The organism is Rhodococcus sp. JS3073 (genome assembly GCF_026810085.1).
Taxonomy (GTDB): Bacteria; Actinomycetota; Actinomycetes; order Mycobacteriales; family Mycobacteriaceae; genus Rhodococcus_F; species Rhodococcus_F wratislaviensis.
The window spans coordinates 1914714-1927114 of the sequence record NZ_CP113951.1; the positions used below are offsets into that span (position 1 = coordinate 1914714).

At 68.3% G+C, this 12401-nt stretch carries 13 protein-coding genes and 1 pseudogene; 4 read left to right on the plus strand and 10 right to left on the minus strand.

The annotated features are described in order from the left end of the window. Positions 1-43: 43 nt before the first annotated feature. From OYT95_RS08985 to OYT95_RS08995, 3 genes are all read right to left on the minus strand, one after another. Entirely contained in the window at positions 44-970 is a 927-nt protein-coding gene (locus OYT95_RS08985; RefSeq protein ID WP_268791218.1) for a cation diffusion facilitator family transporter, read from the minus strand. Positions 971-1043: 73 nt separating this feature from the next. Next, a complete protein-coding gene (locus OYT95_RS08990) occupies positions 1044-2111 on the minus strand; it encodes an FUSC family protein (RefSeq protein WP_081792763.1) in 1068 nt (355 codons plus the stop codon). A gap of 64 nt (positions 2112-2175) precedes the next feature. Then, complete coding sequence (locus OYT95_RS08995) at positions 2176-2592, minus strand: DUF3151 domain-containing protein (RefSeq protein WP_005260038.1); 417 nt, start codon at positions 2590-2592, stop codon at positions 2176-2178. Between the two features lie 138 nt (positions 2593-2730). On the opposite strand from OYT95_RS08995, the gene OYT95_RS09000 reads away from it, so the two are divergent. Further along, positions 2731-3861: an Rv0361 family membrane protein gene (locus OYT95_RS09000; protein WP_268791219.1), complete on the plus strand. Its 1131-nt coding sequence runs from the start codon at positions 2731-2733 to the stop codon at positions 3859-3861. 59 nt (positions 3862-3920) lie between these two features. On the opposite strand, the gene fbaA is transcribed toward OYT95_RS09000, so the two are convergent. Next, a complete protein-coding gene (fbaA, locus tag OYT95_RS09005; RefSeq protein ID WP_037243588.1) occupies positions 3921-4955 on the minus strand; it encodes a class II fructose-bisphosphate aldolase in 1035 nt (344 codons plus the stop codon). A 153-nt stretch (positions 4956-5108) separates the two neighbouring features. Between fbaA and OYT95_RS09010 the strand changes: the two genes are divergently transcribed. Beyond that, positions 5109-5891: a VTT domain-containing protein gene (locus tag OYT95_RS09010; protein WP_052033777.1), complete on the plus strand. Its 783-nt coding sequence runs from the start codon at positions 5109-5111 to the stop codon at positions 5889-5891. Between the two features lie 25 nt (positions 5892-5916). Continuing rightward, positions 5917-6582 carry a DedA family protein gene (locus tag OYT95_RS09015; protein ID WP_112299570.1) on the plus strand — a complete coding sequence of 222 codons (666 nt, stop codon included), beginning with the start codon at positions 5917-5919 and terminating at the stop codon, positions 6580-6582. Here the strand turns inward: OYT95_RS09015 and OYT95_RS09020 are convergent. From OYT95_RS09020 to OYT95_RS09040, 5 genes and pseudogenes are all read right to left on the minus strand, one after another. Further along, positions 6579-7100 (minus strand): annotated as a pseudogene (locus OYT95_RS09020) (GTP-binding protein); the annotation flags it as partial. The gene OYT95_RS09015 and the pseudogene OYT95_RS09020 sit on opposite strands and share 4 nt — an antisense overlap. Positions 7101-7199: 99 nt before the next feature. Beyond that, the gene (locus OYT95_RS09025; RefSeq protein ID WP_128639522.1) at positions 7200-8555 is read right to left on the minus strand and encodes an LLM class flavin-dependent oxidoreductase; all 1356 of its coding nucleotides are present in this window, start codon (positions 8553-8555) and stop codon (positions 7200-7202) included. Positions 8556-8616: 61 nt separating this feature from the next. Continuing rightward, positions 8617-9735, minus strand: a complete 1119-nt coding sequence (locus OYT95_RS09030) for a glycoside hydrolase family 76 protein (RefSeq protein ID WP_112299568.1) — start codon at positions 9733-9735, stop codon at positions 8617-8619. A 34-nt stretch (positions 9736-9769) separates the two neighbouring features. Beyond that, positions 9770-10462 carry a TrmH family RNA methyltransferase gene (locus OYT95_RS09035; RefSeq protein WP_112299567.1) on the minus strand — a complete coding sequence of 231 codons (693 nt, stop codon included), beginning with the start codon at positions 10460-10462 and terminating at the stop codon, positions 9770-9772. A gap of 4 nt (positions 10463-10466) precedes the next feature. Continuing rightward, positions 10467-11066, minus strand: a complete 600-nt coding sequence (locus OYT95_RS09040) for a hypothetical protein (protein ID WP_128639523.1) — start codon at positions 11064-11066, stop codon at positions 10467-10469. 114 nt (positions 11067-11180) lie between these two features. Here OYT95_RS09040 and OYT95_RS09045 point away from each other — a divergent pair, with 114 nt between their 5' ends. Beyond that, positions 11181-11627 (plus strand): hypothetical protein, encoded by a 447-nt coding sequence (locus tag OYT95_RS09045; RefSeq protein WP_037243576.1) that lies wholly within the window; start codon positions 11181-11183, stop codon positions 11625-11627. Here OYT95_RS09045 and OYT95_RS09050 read toward each other — a convergent pair. Continuing rightward, complete coding sequence (locus OYT95_RS09050; RefSeq protein WP_268791221.1) at positions 11611-12339, minus strand: lysoplasmalogenase; 729 nt, start codon at positions 12337-12339, stop codon at positions 11611-11613. The two genes, OYT95_RS09045 and OYT95_RS09050, sit on opposite strands and share 17 nt — an antisense overlap. Positions 12340-12401 lie beyond the last annotated feature (62 nt).

The following is a 12401-nucleotide window of genomic DNA, read 5'->3' on the forward strand; positions in this document are numbered from 1 at the left end:
CGACGATTTCCCGCCGCGATACCGGACGAAACAGACAGGGCGCCTACCAGGTGACGTTCTCGGCGCAGTGGCGTCCGTTGGCGGTGGATTCCACCTGCACGGTGGCGTGCGAGAGCAGGTGGCTCTCGAGGACGATCCGAGCCGATTCGAGGACGACGGACGAGTCGGCGTCCGTGGTCAGGTGGACGGTGGCCACATCCATTCCCGTCGTCAGCGTCCACACGTGGAGGTCGTGCACACCGGTGACCCCGGGCAGCGCTTCGAGGTCGGCCTGCACCGTTTCGACATCGACGTCCTCGGGAGAGGCCTGCGTGAGGATGCGCAGCGACGCGGCGGCCAGTTTCATCGCCCGCGGAATGACCCACAGCGAGATGAGGACACCGACGATGATGTCGGCGTAGGTCCAGTCGAACGCCAGCACGAGTCCGCCGGCGATGAGCACGCCGACACTGCCGACGGCGTCCGCGAGCACTTCGAGATATGCGCCGCGGACGGCCAGGCTGTCCTTGGAATCGGCGCGCAGCATCAGCATCACCACGAGGTTCGCGGCCAGTCCGACGGATGCGGTGAGGATCAGCGCCATGCCGGGAAGTTCGGGGGCGTCGCCGATGCGGGAGATCGCCTCGTAGAACACCCAGACCGCGACGGCAAGCAGCATCGCGGCGTTGGCCATGGCCGTGAGCACTTCGGCGCGGTGCCAGCCGAAGGTCCGGGCCGCGGTGGCACTGCCCTTGCGTGCCAGGAGAAGTGCGACGAGCCCCATCGACATTCCGACGACGTCGGTCAGCATGTGCCCGGCGTCGGCGAGCAGCGACAGCGAGTTGACGGTCAGACCGACGACGACCTCGAGAACCAGGAACGCGAGGAGGATGACGAGAGCAATCACCATGCGACGGATCCGCCCCCGCGACGGACCTACCTCACCGCTGCCTTGCGTATTGCCGTGCGAGTGTCCGTGACCGACTCCCATGGGTAAGCCTCCTCCCGAGTTTGTGCCGATCATATGCGTACATGCGCATATGTTCAACAGCGTGCTCGGGTGGTCAGAGCTCGGGACGATAGGCCGGCTTCTCCACGGTCGGCGGCAGGGTGGCGATCGCCGAGATGCGTTTCAGCCCCGCGACCTGCAGAAGGTCGACGGTCAGCGACCGGATCTGCGCGAAGACGACCGTGGCCGACAAGCCCGCGTTCTCCACCAGTTCCGGCTTCAACCCGGACGCCACCGAACGCAGCACCCGCGCCGCCTCGGCCTGATCGGGTTGCTGACCGGGATCCGCGAGCGCCATCTGCCGGAGGGTTTCCAGGGCGTGGGCGAGTTTCTCCACCTGGTCGACGAGCCGTGGGTTGAGAATCTCGTCGTCACGCACCAGCGTGAGCGAACGCCGCGCAAGAACCCGGATGTTGCGCAACGCATTGTCGAGTGGGTCCGCGGCCGCGGTGAGTCGCTCGAGCCGGCCGCGGGTGTTCCAGTACAGCGGCGAGATTCGGCTGATCTCACGGCCGCCCGCGAGGTGGGTCCGCAACGTGTCGATGGACGCCTGCGTTGCCCGCGCCTTTTGGAGAGCCTGCTCGATGGGCTTGTCGTCGTTGGCCACCAAACCGTCGGCCACCAGCTGCATCACCTCGGACGCCGTCCCGAGAACGTTCGCGGCGTACTTCCGCGCCCGCCCCACGGGATGTGTGGGAATCAGCGCGACGACGGCGATACCCACCAGACCACCGGTCAGGGCGTCCACCATGCGGTCGATACCCGCGGTGCCGCCGGGAGGCAGCAACGTCGCCACGAGCACCGCGGAGTTCCCCGCCTGCATCGAGAAGATCGGCCCGCTGTTCAGCAACACCGCCGCAGACATCGCCAGCATCACGACCAGAGTGATCTGCCAGGTCCCGCTCCCGATGACGGAGACGATGAGGTCGCCGACCCCGATCCCGATCGTGACACCGGCCACCAACTCGACGGAACGGCGCAGGCGGGCGCCGAGAGACAGCCCCAGCGACACCACCGCGGCGATCGGCGCGAAGAACGGCGTCGGGTGACCGATCACCACCGTCGCCACCCACCAGGCGGCGCCGGCGGCGATCGCGCACTGCAGGATGGGCAGTGCCGACACCCGCAGTCGCTGGGCCGAAGTCCTCAGCCCGTCCCGGCCACGGACTTTCGCCGAGCTGAGGGCGTTAACCGACGCCAAGCGCTTCGGCAGCTCGGGGATCGCAGTCCTCGAGCAGATCGAGGCATCGCGCGTACTCGTCCGTTTCGCCGATGGCCTTCGCCGCCTTCGCCAGCACGGCTACGCACCGGAGGAAACCACGGTTGGGTTCGTGGCTGTACGGAACCGGGCCGAAACCCTTCCAGCCGTTGCGACGCAACTGGTCCAGTCCACGGTGGTACCCGGTGCGCGCGTAGGCGTATGCCGCGATGGTCTCGTCGGCCTGGAGGGCCGCCTCGGCCAGGTAGGCCCATGCGATGGATGCGGTGGGATGGGCGGCTGCGACGGAAGCCGGATCCTCGTGGTTCAACAGGGCCGACTCGGCCTCGTCGTCCCCGGGGAGCAGCGTGGGCTGTGGTCCGAGAAGGTCACCGAAAGACGTCATGCGCCTATTGTGCCCCCGCCGCGGCGCCGTCACTGCGCCGGCCCGCGTCCGCGACGCGGGCTGTCGCGGTCTCCGATGACGCACGTTGTCGTTAGGCTGCCCCCAACGTTCATTACTCTGCAGACCGAGGGGCAGCGCGTGCAGGACCCGAAGAAAGACGAATCGACTCAGAAACCGGCCACGGACGCACCGTCCGGCCCGGCCGCGGCCGGCACTACCACCGGCAAGGGCACGGGTGGCGCCGACACGACCGCGAAGCCTGCGAAGACCGCGCAGCCCGCGGCAGATGCCGAGCCCGCCGCGCCGAAGTCGCCCGAGCCGAAGCCCCCGCAGAAGAAGGCGCCAGAGAAGGCAGCAGAGAAGAAGGCCGACGAGCCGCAGCCCGAACTGCCCAAGCCTCCCGCGCCACGCCCGCGAGCCGAGGCACCTCAGGCCGGCGCGAACGCCGCCGCGACACCCGCGGACACGGCATCCGAGGCGGCCACCACCGCGATCCCGACGCAGAAGGGCGTGCCGGCCTCGGGCGACGCCGCGACGGTGAAGATGCACCGCACACCCACCACACAGAACCCGGCGGCGCAGGGGCAGGCGAAACCGCCGTCCGACGACGAGACGGTCGCGATCCCGGTGACCAAGCCCGCGGTCCCGGCGACGCCGCCACCGCCCCGACCCGCCGCCCAGGCGAACCAGCCTCAGAAACCGCGGCCCGTTCCCCCGCCGCCCGCTCCCCCGCGGCCGGCGCCCACACCGCCGAAGGCCGCACCGCAGCGGGTGCTGCCGCCCCAGCAGAGCGCACCGCAACGCGTCGCAGCGGCGCAGCAGCCTGCGAAGAAGCACGGCAAGGCGTGGCTGTTCGCCGCGATCGCCGCCGGCGTCATCGTCGTCGCCGCCATCGCGGTCGCCGGCGTGGTGGTCTACACCAACAACCGGGCCGAGAACTCACCCGAGGCGCAGGTGCAGGGAACGATCGACACGTTCGTCGCGGCGCTCACCCAGGGCGATCTCGCGACGCTGCGCACCAGCACCTGCGGCAGCCTCGCCGAGTACTACCAGGGCATCTCGGATCAGGATTTCGCCGAGGTCCACCAGGTCGCCGTGACGCAGCAGAACATTCCGGTGGTCGGCGGCGTCGACGCCGTGCAGATCACCGGCGACACCGCCATCGCCCAGGTGAAAGCCCACACGGCCGCCAACCCCGGCGAGCAGTCGTGGCGCACGTTCAACCTCGAGAAGGTTGACGGCACCTGGAAGATCTGCGACCCCCGATAAACGACTGTGCGCCTTTCCGGTAGCGGCAGCTACCGGAAAGGCGCACGAGCGCGAAGCGCTTATCCCGAGACGGAACGTCCCGCGGACTTGAGGTCGTTGCAGGCCTCGATGACGCGGGCCGTCATGCCGGCCTCGGCCTTCTTCAGGTAGCTGCGCGGGTCGTAGACCTTCTTGTTGCCGACCTCGCCGTCGACCTTCAGGACGCCGTCGTAGTTGCTGAACATGTGGCCCACGATTGGCCGGGTGAACGCGTACTGGGTGTCGGTGTCGACGTTCATCTTCACGACGCCGTAGTTCAGCGCAGCCTCGATCTCCGACTTCAGCGAACCCGATCCGCCGTGGAAGACGAAGTCGAACGGCTGCGAACTGTCGGACAGGCCCAGCTTCGCGGCGGCGACCTTCTGGCCCGTCTCGAGCACCTCGGGACGCAGCTTCACGTTGCCCGGCTTGTAGACGCCGTGCACGTTGCCGAACGTGGCGGCCAGCAGGTACTTGCCGTTCTCGCCGGTGCCGAGCGCGTCGACGGTCTTCTCGAAGTCCTCGGGCGAGGTGTAGAGCTTGTCGTTGATCTCGGCTTCCACGCCGTCCTCTTCACCACCGACGACGCCGATCTCGACCTCGAGAATGATGTTGGCGGCCTTCGCCTTGGCGAGGAGCTCCTTGGCGATCTCCAGGTTCTCGTCGATCGGGACAGCCGACCCGTCCCACATGTGGGACTGGAACAGCGGGTTGCGGCCGGCCTCGACGCGCTGCCTCGAGATCTCGAGCAGCGGCCGGACGAACGTGTCGAGCTTGTCCTTGGGGCAGTGGTCGGTGTGCAGGGCGATCGTGACGTCGTACTTCGCGGCGATCACGTGCGCGAACTCGGCGAGTGCGACCGCGCCGGTCACCATGTCCTTGACGCCCAGGCCCGAACCGAACTCGGCGCCACCGGTCGAGAACTGGATGATGCCGTCACTGCCGGCGTCCGCGAAGCCCTTGATGGCGGCGTTGATGGTTTCGGAAGAAGTGCAGTTGATGGCGGGGAAGGCAAAGGAGTGCTCCTTGGCCCGACCAAGCATCTCGGCGTAGACCTCGGGAGTCGCGATTGGCACGGCGGCAGTCCTCCATAAAGAGTCGATTTCGGCGCGCGCGATCAGCGCAGCGCGCGATGTGGTCCTAGCAGTATGGCAATACCGGTAGCGTACGTCTCCCGGTGGCTGTCGTGGCACCTCGATTCGACCCTTCCCCGCCCCGGCGGAAACACCATGACCTGCAGTATTCCGACAGTCGGGGAATACGCCGGTACGCTGAGGGCCGTGATTGTGCAGGCAGCATCGGATTCCGTGACCAACCTCGCGTTGTTGCCGGGGTTCCTCGACCCCGTGAACCTCCTCAACTCCTTCGGCACCTGGGTGCTCGTCGGACTTCTCCTGGTCGTCTTCATCGAGTCCGGTTTGCTGTTCCCCCTGCTCCCCGGCGACTCGCTCCTCTTCACGGCGGGACTCATCGCAGCGTCGAAGTCGACGGAGATCGAACCGTTCGCTCCCCTCTGGGTGCTCCTGGTTCTGATCCCGATCGCCGCGATCCTCGGCGACCAGGTCGGCTACTTCATCGGCATCAAGGGCGGGACCGCCCTGTTCAAATCCGACGACGCGCGCTTCTTCAAGAAGAAGTACATCGACGAGTCGCACGCCTTCTTCGAGAAGCACGGCCCGATCACCATCATCCTGGCCCGCTTCGTCCCGATCGTGCGCACGTTCGCGCCGGTCGTCGCGGGTGCGTCGCGGATGAAGTACTCGCTGTTCCTCACGTACAACATCGTGGGCGGCATCCTGTGGGGCGCCGGCGTCACACTGCTCGGCTACCTGCTCGGTCAGATCGAGTTCATCCGCGACAACGTCGACGTCATCTTCCTGCTGATCGTCTTCGTCTCCGTCCTGCCGATCATCGTCGAGGTGGGCAAGCGCATCCTGAAGTCCCGCCAGAACGACGGCGCCCCGGCCGAGGACGCGCAGCCCGTCACCACCCCCACCGATCCCACCTCCTGAAACCGATCGGGGTAGCGCACTGACGATGGTCACCACGGCAGCAGGCAGCTTCGGGCCTCTCGTCTCGGCCGGCCCAGCGCTGGTCTGGGTCGTCGTCCTCGCGTTCGTGTTCATCGAGTGCGCGGTGATCCTCGGCCTGTTCCTGCCCGGCGACTCGATGCTGATCACCGCCGGAATCGTGCTGGCCAACCATGCGTCGGGCTCCGGCCACGTGTGGGCGTTGTCGGTCGGCGCGATGATCGCCGCCATCTGCGGAAATCAGGTGGGCTACGTCATCGGTCACCGCACCGGCAACCGCATCCTTGCCCGCAAGGGCGGAAAATATCTCAACTACACCAACCTCCACAAGGTCAACGTCCTGTTGGAGAAGCACGGCTTCTGGGCGGTGCTCATCGCCCGTTGGATTCCGTGGGTCCGCACCCTGTGCCCGCTCGTCGCCGGTGCGGCCAAGATGAACCACACCAAGTACACGATCGCGAGCACCATCGGAGCAATCTTCTGGGCCCCCGTCCTGCTGCTCATCGGCTTCTACTTCGGCTCGTTCCTGGACCGGGTGTCGTGGCTGATGCCGGCCGTGCTCGCCGGGATGGTCGCGCTGCTGGTGATCGGCACCGTGCTCGGGGTGTGGCACTACCGGCAGGAGATGGCGCGGCCGCCCGAAGAAGTGGCCGTCGAAGAAGTCCTCGACTAGTGCCGATGCACCGCATCCCACGCGGGCAGCGGGTCATCGAGGCGAACCCACACATCCGGTCCTGACGCCAGCTCGTCGTCGGTGAGCAACGCCGGATCGAGGATGCGCCGCGGACCGTCGAGGTCGAGGCGGACCCCGATGAACACGATCTCCTGCCCCGGTGTCTCGTCGGCGGACGCCCACAGCTGGGCCGGCTCGATCACCAGGTTCGGACCGGCCTGCGACCACACGGCGGCGAGGTCGGGGCGGCTCGCGATCCAGCAGAAGCCCTTGCTCCGGAGCAGGCCGGTGAACCGTCCGAGCGCCCGCTCGAGCCGGGCCGGGTGGAACGGGCGCGACGCCCGGTAGGTGACGCTGCGGATGCCGTATTCCTCGGTCTCCGGGGTGTGGCCCCCGGCCAGTTCCTCGGCCCAGCCGGGCAACGCGGCCGCGGACTCCGGGTTGTACAGGCCCGCCCCGAGAACCTCGCCGGGATCCACGACGCCGCGCATGGTCCGCAGGAGTGTCGCGGTGGGGTGGAAGCCGTGGGCTCCCGATGTCACATCCGTCCACTCGAACCGAACGGATGCGACATCGGGCGCGAGCAGAAGCCCACGCGAGCAGAAGCCGGCGCGCGCCTACAGGGCGACGGCGCCGGACGTGTCCGCGTACTGGCTCTCGGGGCGGGGCAAACCGAAGTGGTCGCGCAGGGTGGTGCCCGAGTACTCGGTGCGGAACAGTCCGCGCTCCTGCAGGATCGGGACCACCTTCTCCGCGAACACCTCGAGACCGCCCGGGTAGTACGGCGGCATGACGTTGAACCCGTCCGCCGCACCCTGCGTGAACCATTCCTCGATGGTGTCTGCCACCTGCACCGGCGTCCCGACGACCACCCGGTGCCCGCGCGCACCGGCGAGACGGTGCAGCAATCCGCGCAGGGTCGGGTTCTCCCGCTCGACGATCCCGGCGATCACCTGCAGGCGACTCTGCTGGTTGTCCGTGACGTCGCCGGCGTCCCCGAACAGTCCGGCGGGCACGGGGGCGTCGAGTTCGAGGTGCCGCACGCTCGAGCCCGTGAGGCTCTCGAGCTGGGCGAGCCCGTACTCGGGCGACGTGAGTTCGTTGAACTCCCGTTCCAGGTCGCGGGCCTCGGCCTCGGTGTCGCCGAGGAACGGGCTGATGCCGGGAAGAATCTTCACGTGCTCCGCGTTGCGACCGTACTGCGTCGCGCGCTGCTTGACGTCCGCGTAGAACGCCTGCCCGTCGGACAGCCGCTGGTGCGCGGTGAAGATGGCCTCGGCGTACTGGCCCGCGAACGCGCGACCCTCGTTGGACGCACCCGCCTGCACCAGCACCGGGTGTCCCTGCGGGGAGCGTGGCGCATTGAACGGTCCCCGCACCCGCAGGTGGCGCCCCACGTAATTGATTTCGTGGATCTTCGACGGGTCCGCATAGATGCCCGCGGCCTTGTCGATCAGGATGGCGTCGTCTTCCCAGCTGTCCCACAGCTTGACGGTCGCGTCGACGAACTCCCGCGCCCGCGCGTAGCGGTCGGCGTGGTCGGGGTGGCCGGCCAGTCCGAAGTTGGCGGCCGCCAGGTCGGTTCCGGTGGTCACGATGTTCCAGCCGGCCCGGCCGTGGGAGATGTGGTCGAGGGACGCGAACAGCCGCGCCAGATTGTAGGGCTCGAAGTATGTCGTGGACGCGGTCGCGATCAGGCCGATCCGTTCGGTGGCGGTCGCGATGGCGGTCAGCAGCGTGATGGGTTCGAGTGCTCCGGCGGCGCCGTGCTCGACGTCGCTGCGCAGGGCCGGGCCGTCGGCGAAGAAGATCGCGTCCAGCTTCGCCGCCTCCGCGGTCCGCGCGATGTCCTGGAAGTAGGAGACGTCGTACAGCCGCTCGGGCGTCGTGAGCGGGTGGCGCCACGCCGACTCGTGGTGCCCGGCCGGGTAGATGAACGCGTTGAGACTCAGCTGCCGCTGTTGATCTGACATAACGATCTGTCTAGCAGCGCCGAATCGGGGGCGACACGGTTAAGTTTCGCGTGATTCGAACCTATCGTCGCGGATATCCCGCCGCGGAGACCATGTGCGCGGCCTCCATCAGCATCCAGCCGCCGAGCTGGACGGACATGTCGCGTTCCGGTATCCCCGACGACCGCACGGTGCCCCCGGTGAACGTGGCGATTCCCCCGCCCAGCCCCGGTAGCTGCGCCTGCGTGGTCCAATCGTGGCCGAACAGCGGCTGCCCCTCGATCTGCAGCCGGTTCTCCCAGGCCGATTCCGCGGAGGTCAGCACGAGCTGGGCGGCGATCTCCCGTGCCCGGATGTCGGCGGGCGATTCCCACGGCAGCATCACCGCGGTCAGCGCCAGATACCGCGCGAGGATCCCGTTGAACAGGCCCCCGTCTCCCCCACCGCCGCCGTCGATGACGCCGTGGGGTGCGAGATGCTCGTCGATGGCGTCGACCAGCCGATGGGTCCGGTTGCGGTGCCGCGGCGAACCGAGGCGCACGGCGAGTTCGGTTTCGAGGCCGAGCACGACGCCCTGACAATACGAGTAGACGTTCCTTTCGATTTCGCCGCCCGGATGGATGCCGTCGACGATTAGGTTGGTGTGCACGTCCCGCAGCGTGTCGTCGATCCAGTCGGCCGTGGCCTGGGCGCGCCACAGCTTTCCGGTGCGGGCCAGCATGATCCCGGCGGGTCCGTTGGCCGGTGCGTTGTAGAAGTTCGAGCCCTTCCGCCACGGGATGCCGCCCCCGGCCTCGGGCGCCCAGGCGTCGAACAACTGGGATTCGAGCGCCTGCACCGCACTTCTGTTGTCTATGAAGTGCATTCGCTGGGCACGCTCGAGGGCGATCCCCAGCCAGGCCATGTCGTCGTAATAGTTGTTGGTCCAGCCCGACAGGTTCCGCAGACGGTGGCTGCGCGCCAGTTTCACGATGCGACGGCGACGCCGCGGCGTGGGGTCCCGTTCGAGCGCGTCCACGGCGCAGTCGAGCAGGTGGGCCTGCCACCAGTAGTGCCAGCTGAGGAACAGCCGCTCGCGTCGCACCGCCGGCCAGGCGACGACGCCCAGGGTGGTGCCCGGGAGCGCCCACAGCCGGCGAAGGTGCCTGCTCACCACCGCTTCTTCAGCGGCGTCCGCGCGCGCCGACCACGAGTCCTGCATAAGAGTTGATCTTGCCTATTCCCCGGGGGTTCCGCTACCAGGCACGGCCGAGGTCGGCGTGCTGACGAACCCACGCATGCATGGCGATTCCCGCGGCGACGCCCGCGTTGATGCTGCGGGTGGAACCGAACTGGGCGATCGACACCGTCATCGCCGCAACCTCTTTCGCCTGGTCCGTGACTCCCGGCCCCTCCTGACCGAACAGGAGCACGCAGTCGCGGGGCAGACTGGCCGTCTCGAGCGGGACGGATCCGGGCGTGTTGTCGACGGCCACGATGGTGAGATCCCGCTCACGTGCGAACTCGACGAGGCCGTCGACGTCCGAGTGGTGGAGGACGTGCTGGTACCGATCGGTGACCATGGCCCCGCGCCGGTTCCAGCGCCGCCGTCCCACGATGTGGACTGCGGCGGCGGCGAATGCGTTGGCGGTGCGCACCACGGTTCCGATGTTGGCGTCGTGGCCGAAGTTCTCGATGGCCACGTGGAGCGGGTGGCGACGACTGTCGATGTCCGCGACGATCGCCTCCCGCGTCCAGTACCGGTAGGCGTCGACCACGTTGCGGCGATCGCCGCCGGCCAGCAGTTCGGGGTCGTAACGCGGGTCGGCAGGGACCGGGGTGTCGTGCTCCTCGGTCCACGGGCCGACGCCGTTCGGGTTGTCCCCCCATTCGGTGGGACCCGCCTCGGCGACTTCGACCTCCACCGGGCCGGTCTCGACTCCGCTCACGACGTCAGAACGTCTTGTTCGAATCGGGAGCGACGGTGAAACCGTGCGACGTCTCGTCGTTGGTGCACGTGACGGCCGTGGCCGTGGTGCTGCACGTGTAACCGAGCTTCGCCAGCTTCGCCCCGGCGGGCAGGGCCGCGTCCGGTTCGTCGCCGCCCGACGTGTAGACGAGGCCACCGGCGCACATGAACGACGCCTCGCCGTCGTTCTCGACGCGGATGCCGTGACCCCAGTCGACCATGCAGTCGGCCGGGCGCGGCGGCACCGGGCTCGTCGACCCCTGGCATCCGGCCTCGGTGCGGTTCGGCAGCTTGATGATGCCGCACTGGAACCCACCGTCCGGGGACGTGAAGAAGTACGACTCGTTGTGCTCGTAGGGGACGTCGACGAGCGTCGTGGTCGGCGCTTCCGTCGTCGTGGTCGGCGGCGCAATCGTCGTGGTGGTGGTCGTCGGCGGAACCGTGGTCGTGGTGGTGGTCACAGGAGCCGCGGTCGTCGTCGTGGACGGCGGCGGAGCCACCGCGTCCGAGGACCCACCACACCCTGCGAGCATCATGGCCGAGCCAATGCTCAGACACACCAACGACACCCGACGCCACGCCATACGGCCACCTCCACACACGCTTACCTGCTGCCGACACTGCACTCTAACGGCAGTGCGGCGGCAGGGCCGCCTCGGAGAGGCCGGGACGGGCTAACCTGGAGGTGGAGGCTATCGATGAATCATCAGCGCATCGTGCGGACGGTCTGCTTCGTCACGGTTGGCTACGTCATCGTCCTCGCCGTCTGGCTGGGATGGTTGATCGAACACACCCCTCCGGCCACCATCCCGTACCAGATCATGGGATTGGTCGCCGCCTTCGGTTCGGCGCTGGGATTCGGGATGATGGCGGCCGAACGGCCCAGCCGCGCCGACCGCCAGCTCGAACGGCACGGACTCGAGGGCTGGGCCCGCATCGAGCACGTCACTCCGCTTCGCCGCACTCCCGACAACGGCGAACTCACCGAACTGGACCTCCGGCTGACCGTGCCCGGTTCCGAGAGTTACGCCGGACGTGTCGTCTACGAGGTGCGGCGGGAGAACGCGACCCGCTTCGTGCCCGGCGAGACGATCACCGTCCTCGTGGACCCGCAGGACCGGGACCACATCATGCTCTGCCCGTGACCCGGCGACGCCCGAGCGCGAGCATCCCCTCGACGAGCAGCAACTGGGCCGCCGCGTAGCTGGCGAGGATCACGCCTTCGGCGCCGGCCCGCCCCCGTTCGCCCCGGATGAACAAGCGCCGCAACACGATCAGTCCGTCGGACGCGGTGAACAGCATCCCGCCCGCGCCGAGCCAGCTGCGCCGGTCGGTTCCCGGCACAGCCACATTCGCGACGACGTCCGCACCGGGCGCGAGGGACGGATCGGCCGACAGGGTCGACGTGGTGCCGAGCAGCGACCCGTACGCGGTCAACGGTGTGGCGACCTCCTTCGCCCGGCTGCGGAGCAGTGCCGCCGCGCCTGCCCAGCCGGCGAGCCGGGGAAGCAATGCGGGCGCGGTGGGCCGGGCGCCCCGGCGCAGCAACAGCGCGGAATAGCCGACCTGCATGACGGCGAACGAGGACGCGCCACGCACGAGGCGGGCGTCGTCGTCGGGATCGATCATGAAGACGTCGCCCACGGTCGCGGCCGTGAGACCGGCGAGGAGTAGTGCGACATCGGCGGCGTCCGTGTCCGTGCGCCGCCGCAGCACACGGGCGGCGAGCGCGGGCGCGATCAGTGGTTTCGCGACCTGCTGCAACCGGTTACGCCCGGTGACGGCCCCGACGACGGTGGCCAGCGTCGCACCGGCGAACACCGCGTGCTCGACACCCCAATTGTTCTTCGACTTCACGTCTTCCTCCCACACTTGCGGACGTGCCGAGGTTACCGGCCCGAAGAGTGGTTGACTTGAGA

Coding starts and splice junctions, on each gene's coding strand:
- OYT95_RS09045 (WP_037243576.1), top strand. CDS start 11,181: ATGAATCATCAGCGCATCGTGCGGACGGTCTGCTTCGTCACGGTTGGC.
- OYT95_RS08985 (WP_268791218.1), bottom strand. CDS start 970: ATGGGAGTCGGTCACGGACACTCGCACGGCAATACGCAAGGCAGCGGT.
- OYT95_RS08995 (WP_005260038.1), bottom strand. CDS start 2,592: ATGACGTCTTTCGGTGACCTTCTCGGACCACAGCCCACGCTGCTCCCC.
- OYT95_RS09025 (WP_128639522.1), bottom strand. CDS start 8,555: ATGTCAGATCAACAGCGGCAGCTGAGTCTCAACGCGTTCATCTACCCG.
- OYT95_RS09015 (WP_112299570.1), top strand. CDS start 5,917: ATGGTCACCACGGCAGCAGGCAGCTTCGGGCCTCTCGTCTCGGCCGGC.
- OYT95_RS09030 (WP_112299568.1), bottom strand. CDS start 9,735: ATGCAGGACTCGTGGTCGGCGCGCGCGGACGCCGCTGAAGAAGCGGTG.
- OYT95_RS09040 (WP_128639523.1), bottom strand. CDS start 11,066: ATGGCGTGGCGTCGGGTGTCGTTGGTGTGTCTGAGCATTGGCTCGGCC.
- OYT95_RS09010 (WP_052033777.1), top strand. CDS start 5,109: ATGACCTGCAGTATTCCGACAGTCGGGGAATACGCCGGTACGCTGAGG.